At 71.4% G+C, this 19,522-nt stretch carries 11 protein-coding genes, 3 tRNA genes and 1 CRISPR repeat array; of the genes, 4 read left to right on the forward strand and 10 right to left on the reverse strand.

What is annotated here, in order from left to right; all coding sequences use genetic code 11:
- Positions 1-589 precede the first annotated feature (589 nt).
- From AC07GB_RS10125 to AC07GB_RS10160, 8 genes are all read right to left on the reverse strand, one after another.
- The gene (locus AC07GB_RS10125; RefSeq protein WP_478843492.1) at positions 590-1,033 is read right to left on the reverse strand and encodes a hypothetical protein; all 444 of its coding nucleotides are present in this window, start codon (positions 1,031-1,033) and stop codon (positions 590-592) included.
- Positions 1,030-5,004: a DNRLRE domain-containing protein gene (locus tag AC07GB_RS10130; protein WP_478843494.1), complete on the reverse strand. Its 3,975-nt coding sequence runs from the start codon at positions 5,002-5,004 to the stop codon at positions 1,030-1,032. Before AC07GB_RS10130 ends, AC07GB_RS10125 begins: the two co-directional genes overlap by 4 nt.
- A 9-nt stretch (positions 5,005-5,013) precedes the next feature.
- Complete coding sequence (locus AC07GB_RS10135) at positions 5,014-5,292, reverse strand: hypothetical protein (protein ID WP_478843496.1); 279 nt, start codon at positions 5,290-5,292, stop codon at positions 5,014-5,016.
- A gap of 534 nt (positions 5,293-5,826) precedes the next feature.
- Positions 5,827-6,712: direct repeats of the CRISPR family, unit length 29 nt; unit sequence GTGGTCCCCGCGCGTGCGGGGGTGGTCCC.
- A gap of 945 nt (positions 6,713-7,657) precedes the next feature.
- Positions 7,658-8,065 (reverse strand): PIN domain-containing protein, encoded by a 408-nt coding sequence (locus AC07GB_RS10140; RefSeq protein ID WP_478843497.1) that lies wholly within the window; start codon positions 8,063-8,065, stop codon positions 7,658-7,660.
- Positions 8,062-8,295 (reverse strand): type II toxin-antitoxin system VapB family antitoxin, encoded by a 234-nt coding sequence (locus AC07GB_RS10145; protein ID WP_478843499.1) that lies wholly within the window; start codon positions 8,293-8,295, stop codon positions 8,062-8,064. Before AC07GB_RS10145 ends, AC07GB_RS10140 begins: the two co-directional genes overlap by 4 nt.
- Positions 8,296-9,174: 879 nt before the next feature.
- A tRNA-Ile gene (locus AC07GB_RS10150) sits at positions 9,175-9,248 on the reverse strand.
- A 263-nt stretch (positions 9,249-9,511) separates the two neighbouring features.
- Positions 9,512-9,584, reverse strand: a tRNA-Asn gene (locus AC07GB_RS10155).
- A 5-nt stretch (positions 9,585-9,589) separates the two neighbouring features.
- A tRNA-Asn gene (locus tag AC07GB_RS10160) sits at positions 9,590-9,662 on the reverse strand.
- A 167-nt stretch (positions 9,663-9,829) separates the two neighbouring features.
- On the opposite strand from AC07GB_RS10160, the gene AC07GB_RS10165 reads away from it, so the two are divergent.
- The 4 genes from AC07GB_RS10165 (at position 9,830) to AC07GB_RS10180 (ending at position 16,088) form a co-directional block, all read left to right on the forward strand.
- The gene (locus AC07GB_RS10165; RefSeq protein ID WP_478843501.1) at positions 9,830-10,132 is read left to right on the forward strand and encodes a YtxH domain-containing protein; all 303 of its coding nucleotides are present in this window, start codon (positions 9,830-9,832) and stop codon (positions 10,130-10,132) included.
- A gap of 170 nt (positions 10,133-10,302) precedes the next feature.
- Positions 10,303-11,730, forward strand: coding sequence for an FGGY family carbohydrate kinase (locus AC07GB_RS10170; RefSeq protein ID WP_478843503.1), 1,428 nt, complete (start codon positions 10,303-10,305; stop codon positions 11,728-11,730).
- Between the two features lie 699 nt (positions 11,731-12,429).
- A complete protein-coding gene (locus tag AC07GB_RS10175; RefSeq protein ID WP_478843505.1) occupies positions 12,430-14,163 on the forward strand; it encodes an ABC transporter ATP-binding protein in 1,734 nt (577 codons plus the stop codon).
- A gap of 26 nt (positions 14,164-14,189) precedes the next feature.
- The gene (locus AC07GB_RS10180) at positions 14,190-16,088 is read left to right on the forward strand and encodes an ABC transporter ATP-binding protein (protein WP_478843507.1); all 1,899 of its coding nucleotides are present in this window, start codon (positions 14,190-14,192) and stop codon (positions 16,086-16,088) included.
- Positions 16,089-16,090: 2 nt separating this feature from the next.
- Here the strand turns inward: AC07GB_RS10180 and AC07GB_RS10185 are convergent, their stop codons facing one another.
- Complete coding sequence (locus tag AC07GB_RS10185) at positions 16,091-17,467, reverse strand: RNA polymerase sigma factor (protein ID WP_478843509.1); 1,377 nt, start codon at positions 17,465-17,467, stop codon at positions 16,091-16,093.
- Between the two features lie 115 nt (positions 17,468-17,582).
- Positions 17,583-19,481, reverse strand: a complete 1,899-nt coding sequence (gene dnaG, locus AC07GB_RS10190) for a DNA primase (protein WP_478843511.1) — start codon at positions 19,479-19,481, stop codon at positions 17,583-17,585.
- Between the last annotated feature and the right edge of the window lie 41 nt (positions 19,482-19,522).

Consider the following 19,522-nt stretch of genomic DNA (forward strand, 5'->3'; position numbering starts at 1 on the left):
CCACGGAAGCACCGATCGCCGCGCTTGTCGGCAAGCGACATCGCGCCCTCACCGCCTGAAGCCCAGAGGAAGCTTCCGGACACTTGGACGCAGGCGAGTGCGGCATGGCCAGGGTCAGGGAGGAGGCCCTGGGGCCTGGCCTCCGGTTCAGCGCCGAGCAGCCGCGGTGGGCAGCCCGCGGCAGTCGTCGCTTCGGGCGTGTGCAAGTGGGGAGCTGTCGAGGGCGCCGGGCGTCGGCGCCGGGCGGAGAAGGGTGCTCGGTGATCTGCGGCTGCTCGCCGTCCCACCACGCGGTCGGCCAGGTAGGGCGCGGCGGACGCCGAGGCCGTCGTCTCCCCCTACCCCCAGCGCACCGAGTCCCTCCACAGCCCCCGCCCCAGCCGCGAGTACGACGAGATCGCGGAGCGGAAGCGAAGCGTTCACCGACCACCACCCGGACGTAGCAGTACCGCGAACGCAACCTCCAGCCAGCCGCAGCCCCTCGTTCCGGTGGCTGCGGCGGACCGCACGCGTGCGTACGGGCCGCCCCCCGAGGGCAGCCGCCCCGGCGGCACACGGACACCGGGGCCACCCCCGCTCGCCGGGCGGATCAGTCGTCCTCGTAGAAGCCCTCCCGCGTCACGATCCCGTACGTCCAGTCACCCGTGTCCTCTTGCAGGGTGAGGGACAGGGCTCCCTTCACCCCCTTGAAGCGGATCTTCACGTCCACGTACTTCTGCGGGCTGACGAGGAAGTTCGCGACCATGGGCTTCCGCGCGGCGTCACCCCACTTCGCCACCCATGCGCCGTCCGTCTCCGTGGCGTGCTCGCCGTCGTACGACAGTTCCGCGAGGCCGTCGGCGTCGTGTCGCTGGATGCGGACGAGGGCCTTCTCGACGAGGGCCAGCGTCTTGGGGACCGGCTGCCCCGTCACGGACAGGTCGAGGTCGGCCGTGCCGTCCTTGACGTACGGAGGGGTGTGGTCCGCCGCGGTGCAGGCGCTCAGGAGCAGCGCCGCCGCGGCCAGCGAGCCCGCGACACGTGCTGCCCTCACTTGCGCCTCCCCGGCCTGATGATGCTGACTCCGGTGATCTTCTCGGGCTTGAGCCACTGGTTGAGGGTGGTGTGGTTCTTGCTGCCGTGCTGGGTGATGTTCAGGTTGCCACGCTTGCCGCCGGTGACGACGCCGGCGTGGTTCCACCGCCGGTCCTTCCGGTAGAACGCGAAGATCACGTCGCCCGGCCGCGCGTCGTAGCGGGAGATCTCGCGGCCGCCCCGGTGGTTCTTCAGGTGCTTGCGGAGGTTGGCCGCGGCGGCCCACGTGAAGCTGTCGACCCGCTTCCAGAAGATCTTCCCGCGGTACCAGCTCGACAGGTTCCTGCGCGGTCCCTTGCGGATCTTCATCTTGCCGCCGTGGTGCAGGGCCTTGGAGACGAAGTTGGCGCAGTCGTTGCCGTGGTCCCAACCGATGTTGACGTTGCGCTTGGCCCAGGAGGCGGTGCCGCTGTGGTTCGGCACGGCGTACACGAGGGGCGGCCCGGACGCGGCCGGGTCGTCGGCGAGCATGCCGTCCTCGTCAAGCCCGGTGGGGAGCGCCTCGTCCTCGGGAGGCGCGACCTCCGCCAGGCTGTCCTCGGCGGGCGGCGCGACCGTGGCGGCCTGGACGGCGGCCTGGTCGGTGGGCATCGTGACCTCGACGGCGGCGTCGTCGGCTTCCATGCGCAGGACGCCGTCGGTGAAGACGAACCGGCCGGGGCCCTCGCCCTCCTCGGGCTCCTGCGTGCCGTCCTTGTGGGTGAGGACGGTCCGCTCGGTGCCCCGGCCGCGCACCACGACCGTGCCGTCCGGGCCCGGTCCTGTGAGCAGGTCGTCGAGGGTGGCCTTGACCTCTGAGAAGTGGCGGGCGTGGCGGGCGTGGGCCTCGCGGGCCCGGGTCAGCTCGGGCTCCTGGTCGGCGAGGAGGTCCCGGAACATCGCCCCGTACGGGGACGCGGCCGCGGCCCTCTCCGCGGTGGAGTGCGTGCCTTTGAGGAGCGCGGCGCGGGCCGCGAAGTAGTCCCGTACGGCTTGGACGTAGCGGTCCTGAGAGGTGACGGCCACCGGCTTCGCGGTCTGGGATGCGGCCGTCTTCGACGTGCCGAACTCAGTGGTCGCTGTGACCGTGACCGTGTGGGCGGCTCCGTTGGCGAGGCCGGAGAAGACAGCGCGGGTGTCCTCCACCGTCTGGCGGGCGATCTCGTCCTTTCCTTCGCGCAGGACCACGGTGTACTTCAGGGCGTCGGTCGCCGAGCCCGAGTCCCGCGGGGCGTTCCAGGTGGCGAGGAGTCCGCCGTCGGCCGGGACGGCCTTGACGTCCTGGGGGACGCCGGGCGCGGCCGCGGGGATGTAGGAGATGACGAGCTTCGGGCGCTCCGCCGGGTCGGCGGCGCGCGAGGAGTGGTGGACCACGCCCGGGGCGGCGCCCTTCTCGTCGCCGAGTTGGAGGCTCAGGCCGTGGTTCTCGCCCGTCTCCAGCCAGCCCTCCACCAGCGGGCCGATGTTCAGGTCGCCGAGGGCGAGCGGCAGTCCCTCCTCCGTCTCGAACGCCTCGTCGCTCACGGCGGCCAGGGCTTGGCCGCTCTGTTCGGGGTCCCACGCCTCGGCGAGGTCCCTCAGGGTCCCGGCGGGCTCGGCGCAGTCGTCGTCGGCGGAGCAGTCCGCGCGGTGCAGCTTCAGACGGGCGTCGGTGATCCGCGCTCCGGCGGGGACGGCGGCGAGGTCGGCCTTGAGCCAGGAGCGCCAGGAGACACCGCCGGGCGTGCCCACGCGCAGCGTCTCGTCACGCACGGCGGCACAGTCCTTGCCCGCGCAGTCCTCGGCGCCGACCGGGGCGGTGGCGTCCGTCAGCGCCGCGATCTCCACCGTACGGGTGTCCGGGGCCGGGTCGGCCTTCGGTGCCTTCGCAGTGAACGTGCGCTTGGGGGTCCACGGGGAGCACGCGGTCTCACCGCAGGCGCGCATGGCCCACTGGTACTTGGTGCCGGGGACGAGCGTGTCCTCGGGGATCACCGTGGCCACACGGCTGCCGCTCTCCTCGGTGGAGGGCGGCAGGACGACGCCGGACAGTGCCGTGCCGGAGGCGCCGTAGAGCGCGAACTCGCCGCTCACCCGCGTCCGGTCGGCGGAGGTGACGACACCGGAGAGCAGCGGGGTCGGGGTGTCGGTCGCGCCTTCCTGGAGCGTGGTGGGTACGTCCGGGACGACCAGCGCGGCGGGCTCGGGGCCGACGCCGAACTGGAACGTGCTCGTGCCCGAGAGCAGCCCGGCCGAGTCGACGGTGCGGGCGTGCAGGGTGTGCCTGCCCTTGGCGGCCTTGAGCCTCACGGTCTGCGGCTTGCCGCCGGTGCCCGCCGGGTCGTCGCCGGAGGTGGTGGTGAAGGTGCAGCTCAGCTCGCCGTTCTTGTCGGTCCACTCGTCCTGCGGATATCCGTCGCAACTGATCGTGGGGCGTACGGGCTTGAGCGCGTTCACCCTGAAGGGCGCGTACTCGCTCCACGGGCCGTAGGCGGATCCGTCGTGGGCGCGGACTCGGACGCGGTACGCGAAGGAGCCGAGCTTCTTGTCGGCGGGGAGCGCCACCTTGGCGACGGCGCCTGACGCGACGCCCGTACTGGTGCCGGTCCAGGAGTAGGAGCCCGCGTCACCGGGGCCCGGGTCGGCGGTCACCTCGAACTGTGCCTTGACGGTGCCGCCGTCCGGGTCGGAGGCCTTCGCGGAGAAGGTGGGAGTGGGGGAGGTGGCGTACGTCCGCTTGTTGAAGGTGTTGGACGCCGAGGGGTCGATCTTCACGGCACTCGGCGCGGCGGGCAGGCGGTTGTAGGTCACCGAGACGACGGGCACGCCGTCGGCGGCGTTGCGGGAGTTGAAGCGTTTCCAGGCGTACGGGTCCTGCTCGTCGGCGGCCCGGATGCCCAGGACGTTCTCGTTGTACGGGTTGGTGGCCCACGCCCGCGCCAGGCTCGTGATGTCGGCGCTCACCCAGCCGTCTTCGCAGCCGCTGCCGAAGCCCTTGGTCTGTGTGGAGGTCGCCCACTTGCGGTTCCACTTGGGCTGGCTGCCCCAACGGGTCGCGGTGCTGGCCGAGTTGGTGTCCCATACTTCCCCGGCGCGGGCCTGGCATGACCACGCGTGGTGATTCCAGAGCTTGAGCGTCGCCGACTTGATCTCGGCGTGCTTCACCGGCCGGTTGTCGAACTTCAGGAAGGAGCGGGCGACCTGCCCCGGCCCGTTGTTGCCCAGCTTCAGCTCCTTGGCGGTGGACTGGTCGGTGGTCCAGCCCTCCTGTACGAACGTGGTGAAGGTGGACAGCAGGTTCACGGACGGGTCGACGGTGACCGGGAACCGCGTACCGGAGTCGGCGAGGAACTTCGCGTCCGGAGTGAGCGTCAGGTCGATCATGTCGCCGCGCTGGGCGAAGGCCATCTCGACCGGCGCGCGGTGCGGGTGCTCGCCGGAGCGCGCGTCGACGCGGGCGTCCCACATGACGGGGGCGGGCAGCGTCCCCGCCGTCTTCCCCGTCTCGGTGTCGGTGAAGGCCACGCCGCCGCCCGGGGACGCCTTGGCGGTCAGCCCCTTCGCGGTGAGGGTCATGCGCAGGGTGCCCGCCTCGTCGACGGCCGCGCGGGACTTGAGGGACAGGAACTGCTCGAAGCCCGTACGAGTGGCGTCCACGACGAGATCGGCGTGGGGCAGGGCTTCGCGATAGGTCGCCTTGGTGCCGTCGATCCGGGGCGCGGGCAGGGCTCCCCGCCAGCCGAGTTCGACACGCTGCCCCTCCGGGGACTTCAGGGCCACCAAGGGAGTGGCTGCGGGCACCGGCTCATCGGCTCGAAGCCGACGGGTGGCCGCCGCGTCGGCGCGCTCGGGGGCGGGGCCCGCGAGAGTGAGGCCCAGCGGATGGGCCTTGGCGGCGACACTGCCGTCCGCTCGCTCGGCGAGGTTGATGTCGACGCTTCTCCAGGAGCCGTCCTCCGCACGGAATCGCACCGGTCCGGCCTACTGATCCTCCGTCAGGGTCCCGTCCGGATTCGCCCACAGGGTTCGGGTCTCGGTGCGCCCGCCGACCACCTCGACGCGCTTGCCGTCGAGGCGCGCCTTCAGCACGGCGCCTGAGGCATCGGTCGCGGGCTTCGGCGTACCGGCGGGCGCGCCGCTGTCGGCCTTGCCGGCCCGGGGGGCGGCGGGGGCTCCGGCTGCTCCGACGGCTCCGGCTGCTCCGGCTGCGACGGCCTCGAAGGTGAGCAGCCCGGACAGCGCGAGACAGGTGCTCAGCACCGCCACCCTCCGGAACGAACGCCTCGGCGGACTCTCTGACACGGGTCCCCTCCCGGTTAAAGAAAGTGTCAAGAAGGGGCAAAGGTATCGGCGCTTTCAGGGATGACAGGGGGCCATTGGTCCCAAAACGGGTGGGGCAAAGGTCCGCAAAGCCAGGCCCTTCGCCGCGCGCGACCGCCACCACACCTCCCGGACACCGCCTGCCACCCGGACGCGCAGGCCTCCTGCCGGCGCTCCCGCCGTGATCCGCCTGACGCGGTGGCGCCAAGTACGGCATGGTGGCAACAGGAGCGCACCATCTGCGGCACGGGGGCAGCAGTGCCCCCAGCCGTGCCGGTCGCCCCCCGACCAGGGCTCTCGCCGATGGGCCTCTACGGGCTTGGCTCCAGGGGGAGTTCGTCGCCGGGGTGATGCAAGTAGGGAGGGCTTTTGCGACGTATGACCGCTGTTTACCCGCCTGTGAGGGGAATGCCGGTATCCCAAGAAGTAAGCGAAAACCTACTGCGGCCCTAGTAGAGCCGCAGGTCACGCCGTGTGGTCCCCGCGCGTGCGGGGGTGGTCCCGTCTTCCGCACTCCATAGCTGTAGGGGGTGCAGTGGTCCCCGCGCGTGCGGGGGTGGTCCCAGTCGTGCCTGAGAATCACGATCTTGCGGCATGTGGTCCCCGCGCGTGCGGGGGTGGTCCCGATCCGGGGCTCCTTCCCTGTTCAGCGGCCTCGTGGTCCCCGCGCGTGCGGGGGTGGTCCCACCGAGCTGACGGACCGGGTCGCCCGTCGGGAGTGGTCCCCGCGCGTGCGGGGGTGGTCCCTGCCACGGACCCGGAAGGGGAGCTGGAGGCGGGTGGTCCCCGCGCGTGCGGGGGTGGTCCCAATTCGCCGGCGTTGATGCGGGCCAGGGTTTCGTGGTCCCCGCGCGTGCGGGGGTGGTCCCCGGTGGCCTCCAGCGGGGCGACTCGGAAGACGGGTGGTCCCCGCGCGTGCGGGGGCGGTCCCTGCTCTACCTCAAGTCGCCCAGTGCCGTGCGCGTGGTCCCCGCGCGTGCGGGGGTGGTCCCGATGCGGCGTTGATCGACGCGCTGATCGAGTCGTGGTCCCCGCGCGTGCGGGGGTGGCCCCGAGGGCGTGCTGGTAGTCGTTCGCCGACGCGTGTGGTCCCCGCGCGTGCGGGGGTGGCCCCCGCATGGTGTGCAGCGACCGGTCCCGCAGCCGGTGGTCCCCGCGCGTGCGGGGGTGGCCCCGAGCTGTCCCCGGGCATGACGAAGCGGCCCCGGTGGTCCCCGCGCGTGCGGGGGTGGTCCCGCGGAGTCGGTGAAGAAGGCCGCGGACAACATGTGGTCCCCGCGCGTGCGGGGGTGGTCCCGCAGGAGCAAGGGCGTTCTGCCAAAGCCATTTTTGTGGTCCCCGCGCGTGCGGGGGTGGCTCCCTGGCCAGAGGGCAGGGGACAGCACCGTGTCGGAGGCTAGGTCCCTTTTCGCTGGCTCGGAACAGCATGTAGAGCTGCCGGAAGCCGTGCAGAGCGGCATGGAACGCAGCCGCGATCTCGCGCGCCCTTTCCTCGCTCTTGATCGCCCACAGGGAAATGTAGTCAGGCCCGAAGTTGACCTGCGTCACTGCGTCAGTGAGTACCAATGCTTCAGCCGCGGGCCGAAGGACTGTCACTGCTTCGTCTGGGATGGTGGGCCCGCTGCCAGCCATGGCATCAAGCTCCACCTTCCAACGTCGGCCCTGGCGAGCAACGCAGACAAAGATCGCCATTGCCCTTGGCGCTTCTGTAGGCCGCGGGGTGAGCGTCCAGTTCGGTGCAGTCGGGGACGAGCACAGCCGGGAGAGGCGTTCCAGGCGTCGGCATGCTCACATCGTCGCAGGCGCTCACACTGTTGATCAGGCAGACGCCCATCATCACAGCTGGCCACACATCGCCGGCCAGACCTCTTTGTGACGACTGGGAGATACGACAACCTGGAGGCGAAGGCCGTGCCCGCGGGGCGCCTGGCTGCGGCAGTTACCTGCGCATGAGTCACGACGAGAACGGGCTAGCCACCACTCGGGGCCCTGGTCCCCCTCTCTGCCGCAGCCAGGCTTCTCTCGCTGAGCGGGCCGACACGGTGCGGGTTGCGCTAAGCCGCCTCAAAGACCCAGGAAGTAAGTCCCGCGAGAACAGGTCGAGTTGGCGCTGCGCCCCGTCCACGAGCGCGATGGACGCGCTGTGACGACCGGCGGCGCGGGCGTCAGCCTGGTCAAAGACGCGAGTGACGACTGGCTCGGCCGACTTCATCAGGGAGGCGATCAGCCACCTGGGGCCACCAGCTACCGCTCGCTCAGTGGGTTCCTATCGACACGCTCGACCGCGATCAGATGTCCTGCACAGTCAGGCGCGTACGTCCCGTTCCTGCACGTCTTTGAGCACCGCCGCCACCGTGGCGAAGTCATTGTCCACGTGGAGCACGGTGTGGCCATGATGGACCGCTGTCGCGCACACCAGGAGATCGATGGCACCGGCGGCACGATGCTGCCCTCGCTGGGTGAGCTTGTACTGCGCCGTATCGACCCAGCGCCACGCGTTCTTGGGCACCGGCGAGAACCGGCAGAAGGCATCCAGCTCGTCGGCCAGATCGTCCCGGTGGGCCGGGCTTGTGGCCGAGTAGAGGAACTCCGCCCGCGTGGGCTCACAGATATGGAACACGCCAGCGGCGATGTGCCCCTCCCAGGGCCGCAACGCCCCCGCCGTACGGAAGAGGTGCCACAGGGCGGAAGTGTCGAGAAGGTACGTGATCACTCGAAGGCTGCCCGCCGGGCGCGCTTGGCAGCCGTGTGCGCCGCAGCCGCGGCCTCGAACTCGCCCCGCTCGCCCCGCTCGGCCAGCTTCTCCGCAGCCTCCAGCCGCTTGATCCGCGCCACATAGTCCCGCAGAGCCGCGTTGACGGTCTCCTTCTTCGTTGTGGCACCCATGAGCCGCATCGCCTCGGCCAGCGCCTCATCATCGAGATCGATCTGAGTGACGGACATACCAGCCTCCCCATGAGTCCGTGATGTACGTAATCAATGTACGTCGCCAACATCTCCACCGCAGCCCGTCACATACGAGGCAGATACGACGCGCCCACCGAAGGGGCGCCCGCAGACCGCACACGCAACACTCCGCACCAGACGCCCACACCCCTGACCACTCGATCATTGACCAAGGGCTCAGATCCGCAGCGCAGGCAGACCGGAGAAGCCGCGGGAGCGGCGAACCCTCACACCGGCGGAGAGCCACCCACGGCGCAGGGATGCACCCAGTTCCCTCGATGACGGCCAACCAAGGCTCACGCCGTCGCGTCTCTTACAGACGTGAATCAGCATGAGTTCGTCGCCAGGCTTCCGCGATTGGAGGGTTTGCGGCATATGGCAGGGGTTTGCGCATGTCCAGGTGGAATGCCGGTATCTCAAAAAGTAAGGGGAAAGCCACTGCTGGCCACGTAGAGCCGCAGGTCACGGCCTGTGGTCCCCGCGCGTGCGGGGGTGGTCCCAGTGATCTTCACGTACTCGGTGGAGAGGGCGGGTGGTCCCCGCGCGTGCGGGGGTGGTCCGGGTGCGGGCGAATGCGCCGGGGAGGATCAGGTGTGGTCCCCGCGCGTGCGGGGGCGGCCCCTGGCTGAAGACCCGTCCCGCATAGGCTTTTGGGTGGTCCCCGCGCGTGCGGGGTGGTCCAGGGCGGGGCCGGCCTTGGCTCGCTTACGTCGGGCGGGGCCCGCGCGTGCGGGGAAGCCCTCCCGGCTGCGGCCCTCGCGTCGCGAGCCCGGCCCCCAGACGACAGCGGCCCCAGCCGGGTCGAGGCCGGTGGGGCCGTTGTGCGGGGGCCTTGCTCAGGGGCAGGTGTCACGTTTCTGCACCTGCGCCGTGCAGTGGGGCGGGTGGGACTCGAACCCACGGCCGACGGATTATGAGTCCGCTGCTCTAACCGGCTGAGCTACCGCCCCTAACGGCGCGTCGCGCACATTTGTGCGCGCCGTCTGCCGCAGCATAGCCGCTCATACGATCTCCTGCTCCGGCTGGTCGGCATCGCACGACCATGAGGACCCCGCTGCGGCCCGTGTGGTTCCACCAGGGGCGGAACGAGTTCGTGCGCGCGGGCGCGAAGGGCTTCGTGGAGGGGGCGTCGAGGCCGGGTCGGGGGGCGGCTCCGGCGCGCGCGAAGACCCCTGGGCGCCGTGGTGGTGCCTCAGGGGTCCTCGTCGTACAGCTCTCCCGACTGGACTCGAACCAGTAACCTGCCGGTTAACAGCCGGCTGCTCTGCCAATTGAGCTACAGGAGACCGCGCTCCCCCGACTGGACTCGAACCAGTAACCTGCCGGTTAACAGCCGGCTGCTCTGCCAATTGAGCTACAGGGGAATGACTCCTGGTGACGGAGTCACTGCAACAATGTCACTTACCTGGGGATTCCCGGGCGGCGTGCGCTCGCTGCGACACATACATTAGCGCAAGCAGGGGGGTGCTCCGCCAATCGGTATCCCCAGGCGACCGACGCAGGCAGTCGAGGCAAGGGAAGGGTGGCCGTCATGCGCTACCGGCTCACGTTCGTGGCAGGTCTGGCTCTGGGGTACGTACTCGGGACGCGCGCCGGGCGCGAGCGTTACGAGCAGCTGAAGAAATCCTTCCGCGAGGTCTCTCAGAACCCCGCCGTGCGCAACACCGTCGAGTCCGCCGCCCTCCAGGGGCGCGAGGTCGCGGGCAAGGCGTTCCACACGGTCTCGGAGAAGGTCGGCGACCGCATGCCCGAGTCCGTGGCCGAGCGCGTGCGGTCGCTGCGCGAGCGCGGGCAGGGGGACGTCGAGGACGACTGGGGGACCAGCAACACCTAGCCACACCTGGCAGCACTTAGGCGCCCGAAGGGTCCCTTCGTGCGGTTCGTACGGTGTGCCGCCCCGGGTCGGAGCTTCCGCCCGGGGCGGACGCGTGCCCGGGGCCCCTCCCGGCGCACTTCCCGGACGTATGTGCGGGGCATCCCCCCGGGTGCGGCAGAATCCTTGGCATGGGGATAGTCGCGGGGTTGGACAGTTCGCCCGATTTCACACGCATCGTGGTCTGTGACACCGACACGGGCGCCGTACTCAGGCAGGGGTACGCCCCGCATCCGCTGGAGGGCCCCGAGGGCGCGCGGCCCAGCGACGTCGATCCGCAGGCCTGGCTGCTCTCCCTCGGCGAGGCGGCGGGCGGCGGGCTCCTCGAAGGCGTCCAGGCGATCGGCGTGTGCGCGCAGGAACACGCCCTCGTGCCCCTCGACGCGCAGGGCGCGACGGTGCGGCCCGCGCTCGTCGGCAACAACCCGCGCGCCCAGGTCGCCGCCGCCGACCTCGTCGACGGGCTCGGCAGCCGCCAGGCCTGGGCGCAGGCCGTGGGCTCCGTCCCGCAGGCCGCGCAGCCGGTGGCGAAGCTGCGCTGGCTGGCCAAGCACGAGCCGGAGGCTGCGCTCCGTACGAGCCTGCTCATGCAGGCCCCCGACTGGCTGGTGTGGCAGCTCCTGGGACGGCCCGCGCGGCGCACGACGGACCGGGGCGGCGCGTCCGGCACCGGCTACTGGTCGGCGGCGACCGGCGGGTACCGGCCCGACCTGGTGGAGCTGGCACTCGGGCACCAGGCGATGCTGCCCGAGGTCATCGGGCCCGCGGACGCCGCGGGGACGACGCCCGAGGGGCTGCTGATATCGGCGGGCACGGGCGCGACCATGGCGGCGGCGTTCGGGCTCGGCGTGATGCGGGGTGACGCGGTGGTGTCGCTCGGCGCCTCCGGCTCCGTGATGGCCGTCCACCACGAGGCCCTGGTCGACCCGACCGGCACGATCACCTCGCTCGCCGACGCCACTGGCATGCACCTGCCCGTCGTCCACACGTCGAACGCGGTACGCGCGCTGCGGGGCACCGCCGAGATGCTGGGCGTGCCGGACCTGGAGACACTCTCCGACCTGGCGCTCAAGTCGACCCCCGGCGCCCACGGGCTCGTCCTCCTGCCCTATCTGGAGGGCGAGAAGACGCCGAGCCTGCCGCACGCGGCGGGCACCCTCACCGGGCTGCGGCGGGAGTCCATGAAGCCCGAGCACCTGGCGCGGGCGGCCTTCGAGGGCATGCTCTGCGGGCTCGGCGACGCGCTCGACGTGCTGCGGGCGCGGGGCGTTGAGGTGCGGCGGGTGTTCCTGCTCGGGTCGGCCGCCGATCTGCCGGCCGTGCGGGTCGCCGCGCCGATGCTCTTCGGCACGCAGGTCGTGGTGGTCCAGCCCGCCGACTACGCCGCGATCGGCGCCGCGCGCCAGGCGACTTGGGCGCTGACCGGGCAGCTGCCGCAGTGGCAGGGCGCGGTCACACAGGTCTTCGAGCCGGGCGATGAGCTGGCGGTGGGGCAGGCGGTGCGCCAGCAGTACGTAGCGGTGCGCGAGCAGGCGCACCCGGGCGCGTTCACGCCCTGACCGCCCGAGGCACGCGCCCCACACCTTCCCCGCGCCCCCCCGGCCCCACGCCCCGCGACCTCGCGCCCCCCGGCCCCACGCCCCGCGACCTCACGACCCCACGGCTTCACGACCTCACAGGCTCACGGACTCAGGGGCTCACGGCCCCACGACCCCACGACCCCACGGCCCCACGGCCCCACGGCCCCACGGCCCCACGGCCCCACGGCCCCACGGCCCCACGCTGAGGATCCGCGCCCCGGGGCCCCGCAGCCCCGGGGCCCCGGCGACCCCGCGACCCCGCGTCGGAGATCCGACCCCCGCGCCCCCGCGCCACAAGCCCCCGCCCCCGCTCCGGCCCCGCAGCCCCCGAGCCCGGCTCAGGGCGGGGCTCCACCTCCGCCGGGCCCCGCGCCCCCGGCCCCGGCCCCGGCCCCGGCCCCGAGCACCGAACCCCCGCCCCGACCCAGACACCCGCCCGACCCCAACCCCCCGCCCGGAATATGCCATTCCGCCACGTTCCGTGAGGAAAGCAAAGCATTCAGTGTGCCCAGAACTTGACCAGGGCTGATTTTTGACCCGGTCATGGGTTAATCGGTTGCACGTGCCCGGGGTCGGTGACGCAGGATGGTGGGCGGCTCTCGCCCGCCGCCCCGACTGCGCCGCCCCAACTGCCGAGAACCCGCCGAGAACCCGCCGAGAACCTGCCGAGAGACGAGCGTGCTCATACGACTTCTGCGGACCCATCTGGGACCGTACAAAAAGCCCATCGCCCTGCTGGTGCTCCTGCAGTTCCTGCAGACCTGCGCCTCTCTCTACCTGCCCACCCTGAACGCCGACATCATCGACAACGGTGTCGTGAAGGGGGACACCGGCTACATCCTGTCGTTCGGCGCCGTCATGCTGGCCGTCACCGTGGTCCAGATGGTGTGCAACATCGGTGCGGTCCTCTACGGCGCGCGCACCTCCGCCGAGCTGGGCCGTGACATGCGGGCCGCCGTCTTCGACCGCGTGCAGTCGTTCTCCGCGCGCGAGATGGGCCAGTTCGGCGCGCCCACCCTGATCACGCGGACGACCAACGACGTGCAGCAGGTGCAGACGCTGGTCCTGATGGCGTTCACGCTGATGGTGTCGGCGCCGATCATGTGCGTCGGCGGCATCGTCATGGCGCTCGGCCAGGACGTGCCGCTGTCCGGCGTGCTGCTCGCCGTGGTGCCGGTGCTCGGCATCAGCGTCAGCCTGATCGTGCGCCGGCTGCGTCCGCTGTTCCGCACCATGCAGGTGCGGCTCGACACGGTGAACCGCGTGCTGCGCGAGCAGATCACCGGCAACCGCGTGATCCGCGCCTTCGTCCGCGACGGCTACGAGAAGGAGCGCTTCCGGGGCGCCAACAGCGACCTGACCGACGTCTCGCTCGCCAGCGGCAAGCTGCTCGCGCTGATGTTCCCGGTGGTCATGACGGTGGTGAACCTGTCGTCGATCGCCGTCGTCTGGTTCGGCGCGCACCGCATCGACAGCGGTGCCATGGAGATCGGCGCGCTCACCGCGTTCCTGGCGTATCTGCTCCAGATCGTCATGGCCGTGATGATGGCCACGTTCATGTTCATGATGATCCCGCGGGCCGAGGTGTGCGCCGAGCGCATCCAGGAGGTCCTGGACACCGGGACCAGTGTCGTGCCGCCGGCCGAGCCCGTCCGCGAGCTGCGCGGCCACGGCCACCTGGAGCTGCGCGGCGCCGGGTTCCGCTACCCGGGCGCCGAGGAGCCGGTGCTGAAGGCCATCGACCTGACCGCGCGGCCCGGCGAGACGACCGCCGTGATCGGCTCCACGGGCAGCGGCAAGTCGACGCTCCTGAGCCTCGTACCGCGGCTGATGGACGTCACCGAGGGCGAGGTGCTGGTCAACGGCGTCGCGGTGAGCGCCGTGGAGCCCGCGCTGCTCGCGCGGACCGTGGGCCTCGTACCGCAGAAGCCGTATCTGTTCGCGGGCACCGTCGCCAGCAACCTGCGGTACGGCAACCCGGACGCCACCGACGAGGAGCTGTGGCACGCCCTGGAGGTGGCGCAGGCCAAGGGCTTCGTGGAGTCCCTGGAGGAAGGGCTCGACGCGCCTGTCGCGCAGGGCGGCACGAACGTGTCCGGCGGGCAGCGGCAGCGGCTCTCGATCGCGCGCACGCTGGTGCAGCGCCCGGACATCTACCTGTTCGACGACTCCTTCTCCGCCCTGGACTACGCCACCGACGCGGCGCTGCGGTCCGCGCTCGCGCACGAGACCCGCGAGGCCACGGTCGTGATCGTCGCCCAGCGCGTGTCGACGATCCGCGACGCCGACCGGATCGTCGTCCTGGACGAGGGCCGCGTCGTGGGCACCGGGCGCCACCACGAGCTGATGGCTGACAACGAGACGTACCGGGAGATCGTCCTCTCCCAGCTGACGGAAGCGGAGGCCGCGTAATGCCCCCTGGTGGCATGGGTGGACCCATGATGGGACCCGACTCCCGGTCCATGGACTTCAAGGGCTCCGGCAAGCGGCTGCTCGCGCAGTTCCGGCCGGAGCGGGTCACGATGTACGGGATGCTCGGCGCGGTGATCCTGAGCGTCGCCATGTCCGTGCTCGGCCCGAAGATCCTCGGGCACGCCACCGACCTGGTGTTCGCGGGCATCGTCGGGCGGACCATGCCCGAGGGCGAGACCAAGGGCGAGGCGATCGAGCGGCTGCGCGCGCACGGCGAGGGCGGCATGGCCGACATGCTCACCGGACTCGACTTCACGCCGGGCCAGGGCATCGACTTCGGCGCGGTCGGCGAGGTGCTGCTGCTCGCCACGGCCGTGTTCGCGGCGGCGGGCCTGATGATGACCGTGGGCACGCGCCTGTCGAACCGCGCCATCAACCGCACCGTGTTCCGGCTGCGGGGCGACGTCCAGGCGAAGATGTCGCGCCTGCCGCTGTCGTACTTCGACAAGCGGCAGCGCGGTGAGGTGCTCAGCCGGGCCACGAACGACATCGACAACATCAACCAGACGCTCCAGCAGACGATGGGCCAGCTCATCAGCTCGCTCCTGACGATCGTCGGCGTCCTGGTGATGATGTTCTGGATCTCGCCGCTGCTCGCGCTCGTCGCCCTGGTGACGGTGCCGCTGTCGTTCGTCGTGGCGACGAAGGTCGGCAAGCGCTCGCAGCCGCAGTTCGTGCAGCAGTGGAAGTCCACCGGCCAGCTGAACGCGCACGTGGAGGAGATGTACACCGGGCACGCCCTGGTGAAGGTGTTCGGCCGCCAGGAGGAGTCCGCGAAGGCGTTCGCCACGCACAACGACGCGCTGTACGAGGCGTCGTACAAGGCGCAGTTCAACAGCGGGCTCATGCAGCCGCTGCTGTTCTTCATGTCGAACGTCAACTACGTCCTGGTGGCCGTGGTCGGCGGGCTGCGGGTGGCCTCCGGGGCGCTGTCGATCGGTGACGTCCAGGCCTTCATCCAGTACTCGCGGCAGTTCTCGATGCCCCTCACGCAGGTCGCGTCGATGGCGAACCTCGTGCAGTCCGGCGTCGCGTCGGCCGAGCGGATCTTCGAGCTGCTCGACGCCGAGGAGCAGGAGCCCGACCCCGTCCCCGGCGAGCGCCCCGCCGAGCTGCGCGGCCGCGTGGAGATGGAGCACGTGTCGTTCCGGTACGCCGAGGACAAGCCGCTCATCGAGGACCTGTCGCTCGTCGTGAAGCCGGGCCACACCGTCGCCATCGTCGGCCCCACCGGCGCGGGCAAGACCACGCTGGTGAACCTGCTCATGCGGTTCTACGAGGTCACGGGCGGCCGCATCGCGCTGGACGGCACGGACGTCACGAGGATGACGCGGGACGAGCTGCGCGGCTCCATCGGCATGGTGCTCCAGGACACCTGGCTGTTCGGCGGCACCATCGCGGCCAACATCGCGTACGGCGCCTCCGGGGAGGTCACGCGCGAGCAGATCGAGGAGGCCGCGCGGGCCGCGCACGCCGACCGGTTCATCCGCACCCTTCCCGACGGGTACGACACCGTCATCGACGACGAGGGCACGGGCGTCAGCGCGGGCGAGAAGCAGCTCATCACCATCGCGCGGGCGTTCCTGTCCGACCCGGTGATCCTCGTCCTCGACGAGGCGACCAGCTCGGTCGACACCCGCACCGAGGTCCTCATCCAGAAGGCCATGGCGCGGCTCGCGCACGGGCGCACGTCGTTCGTGATCGCGCACCGCCTGTCCACCATCCGCGACGCCGACACCATCCTGGTGATGGAGGACGGGGCGATCGTGGAGCAGGGCACGCACGACGCGCTGCTCGCCGTGGGCGGGGCGTATTCCCGCCTGTACGCGGCGCAGTTCGCCCAGGCGGTGGCGGAGGTCGGCTGACCTCAGTCCAGATAGCCGCGCAGCTGGTCCGCGAAGGCGTGGTCCCGCAGCTTGTTGAGGGTCTTGGACTCGATCTGGCGGATGCGTTCGCGCGTCACGCCGAAGATCCGGCCGATCTCCTCCAGGGTGCGGGGCCTGCCGTCCGCGAGGCCGTAGCGCAGCTGGACGACCTTGCGCTCGCGCTCGCCGAGCGTGGAGAGCACGGCCTCCAGGTGCTCGCGCAGGAGCAGGAAGGCGGCCGACTCCACCGGGCTCGCCGCGTCGCCGTCCTCGATGAGGTCGCCGAGCGCCACGTCGTCCTCCTCGCCCACGGGCGCGTGCAGCGACACCGGCTCCTGCGCCAGGCGCAGCACCTCGCTGACACGCTCGTGCGGCAGGTCGAGGTGGGCGGCGACCTCCTCGGGCGTCGGCTCGTACCCGCGCTCCTGGAGCATGCGGCGCTGCACCCGCACCACCCGGTTGATCAGCTCGACGACGTGCACCGGCACGCGGATGGTGCGGGCCTGGTCGGCGAGCGCCCGGGACATGGCCTGGCGGATCCACCAGGTCGCGTACGTGGAGAACTTGTAGCCGCGCGCGTAGTCGAATTTCTCGACCGCCCGGATGAGGCCCAGGTTGCCCTCCTGGACGAGGTCGAGCATCGTCAGGCCGCGCCCCACGTACCGCTTCGCCACGGACACCACGAGGCGGAGGTTCGCCTCGATGAGGCGGCGCTTGGCCATGCGGCCCATGACGACCAGCTTGTCCAGGTCGAGGGCCAGCTGGGAGTCCGGGTCGGGGGCGTGGGCCAGCTTCTCCTCGGCGAAGAGCCCGGCCTCGACGGCGCGCGCGAGTTCGACCTCCTCGGCGGCGGTGAGCAGCGGTATGCGGCCGATCTCGCGCAGGTACTGGCGGAACAGGTCGGAGGAGGGCCCGCCGGTGTCGGCCCGGCCGCGCGGGGTCGGCACCTCGATCGCCTCGACCGCGATCTCGGTGGTCTCGGTGGTCTCGGTGGTCTCAGCGGTCTCAGGGGGCTCGGCGGCCTCGGCGGCCTCAGGGGGTTCGGCGGGCTCGGCCCCGGGCGCGGAGGGGCCTGCCAGGCGGTCGTCCGGCGCCAGCTCCGGGTGCCGGGTGCCACGGCCCTGCTGCGGCACGGTCGTGATGACGTCGGCTTCCGCCTCCACGTCCGCGCCCGGCGCGGTGTCGGTCTGGGTGAGGGTCTGGGTCTGCACGGGGGCGACCTCCAGGGTGATCGCTGCTGAGGCGTGTGGCAGCGGTACAACGGGACCGGCATTGACGGCCTCGCCGCTGTCCGTCCCGAACACGATGTGTGGAACCGCGGAAGTGTCGGACTCGCCTCCGCTGTCTGCGGTCCGGCCGCGCTCCGAGGACTCAGGCACCGCACCCCAGTGTGGAGTACGACACACGGCCGCCACGAGGGGCGTGCGGTGACTTTTTGAGTCCGGTCCGTAACCACCCGGTTACCCCTCGCGGGCCGCTCCAGGCCCCCGAGTGTCAGAGGGCCGCCGCGCCCCGTTCGCGCAGTGCGCGGGCGTACTGCTGGAGGACCCACAACTCGTTCTGCACGGCGGTGAGTTGCTGGGGGTCGCCGTGGCCGCCGCCGAGGCGGGTGAAGGTGCCCTGGACGTCGCGGATGCGGCGGTCGACGGCCCGCAGCCGCACGGTGACCAGCTGCTCCCCCGCGTACGCCTCGTCGACCGTGCGCCGCATGATCGCCTCCACGGCCAGCTCGGTGACCATGGCGCGGACCGCGTCGTCGGGCGCGGCGTCCCGGACGCGTACGAGGTACTCCTGCGGGTCCTGGGTGCCGAACTCGGCGCCCCCGGCCTCCAGGATCGCCTGGCGCACGGCCGCGTAGGGCGGGGCCGTGAACTCGTCCACGCCGTACGCGTCGAAGGCCGGGGAGACCAGTTCCGGGCGCTGGAGGGCGAGCTTGAGCAGCTCGCGCTCGGTGGCGTAGACGGGGTTGCGGAGGTTCAGCGCGGGCCCGGAGGGGAGCGCGGGCGCGGCCTGGGCGACCCCCTGGGGGCCGCGCTGCGGGGCCGGGCCCTTGCCGCCGCGGTCCCGTGCCCAGCGGGCGAGCTGCGCGACCCGCTTGACGACGAACTGCGTGTCGAGGATGCCGAGCATGCCCGCGAGCTGCACGGCGACCTCGTGCTGCGCGCCGCTGTTCTTGATGCGGGCGACGACGGGCGCGGCCTCGTCGAGGGCGGCGGCGCGGCCCGCCGGGGTCTCCAGGTCGTAGCGCGCGACGATCTGGCGGAGCGCGAACTCGAAGAGCGGGGTGCGGGGTTCGACCAGGTCGGTGACCGCGGAGTCGCCCTTGGCCAGGCGCAGGTCGCAGGGGTCCATGCCGTCGGGCGCGATGGCGATGTACGTCTCGGCGGCGAACTTCTGGTCGTCCTCGAAGGCACGCAGGGCCGCCTTCTGGCCCGCCGCGTCGCCGTCGAACGTGAAGATCACGCGCGCCGAGCCGTTGTCCATCAGCAGGCGCCGGAGGATCTTGATGTGGTCGCCGCCGAAGGCGGTGCCGCAGGTCGCGATGGCCGTGGGCACCCCGGCGAGGTGGCAGGCCATGACGTCGGTGTAGCCCTCGACGACGACGGCCCTGCTGGACTTGGCGATCTCTTTCTTGGCGAGGTCGATGCCGTACAGGACCTGGGACTTCTTGTAGATCGGGGTCTCTGGCGTGTTCAGGTACTTCGGGCCGTTGTCGTCGTCGCGGAGCTTGCGGGCGCCGAAGCCGACGACCTCGCCTCCGATGTCCCGGATCGGCCACATGAGCCGGCCCCGGAAGCGGTCGATGGGGCCGCGCCTGCCCTCCTGGGAGAGGCCGGAGAGGGTCAGCTCCTTGTCGGTGAAGCCCTTGCCGCGCAGGAAGCGGGTGAGGTGGTCCCAGCCGGCCGGGCTGTAGCCGACGCCGAAGTGTGCGGCGGCGGCCTGGTCGAAGCCGCGCTCGGCGAGGAACTTGCGGCCGATCTCGGCCTCGGCGCTCTCCAGCTGGGCGGCGTAGAAGTCGGCGGCCGCCTTGTGCGCCTCGATCAGGCGGATGCGCTCGCCGCGCTGGTGGGAGGGGTTGTACCCGCCCTCCTCGTAGCGCAGGGTGATGCCCGCCTTGGCGGCGAGGCGCTCGACGGCCTCGGAGAAGGTCAGGTGGTCGACCTTCATCACGAAGGTGAGGGTGTCGCCGCCCTCCTGGCAGCCGAAGCAGTGGAAGAGGCCCTTGCTGGGGCTGACCTGGAACGACGGGGACTTCTCGTCGTGGAAGGGGCACAGGCCCTTGAGGTTCCCGCCGCCCGCGTTGCGCAGCTGGAGGTACTCGGACACCACGGCGTCGATCGGGACCGCGTCCCGAACCGCCTTCACATCCTCGTCATTGATCCGCCCAGCCACGCGGGAATTCTACGGCCCCCGGCGTGCGCGCCCGAGCGGAG

This window comes from Streptomyces sp. NPDC045778, assembly GCF_056431945.1.

Bases quoted from the DNA above. Each gene is read 5' to 3' on its own strand.
- AC07GB_RS10165 (WP_478843501.1), top strand. From the start codon at position 9,830: ATGCGCTACCGGCTCACGTTCGTGGCAGGTCTGGCTCTGGGGTACGTA.
- AC07GB_RS10145 (WP_478843499.1), bottom strand. From the start codon at position 8,295: ATGTCCGTCACTCAGATCGATCTCGATGATGAGGCGCTGGCCGAGGCG.
- AC07GB_RS10180 (WP_478843507.1), top strand. From the start codon at position 14,190: ATGATGGGACCCGACTCCCGGTCCATGGACTTCAAGGGCTCCGGCAAG.
- AC07GB_RS10170 (WP_478843503.1), top strand. From the start codon at position 10,303: ATGGGGATAGTCGCGGGGTTGGACAGTTCGCCCGATTTCACACGCATC.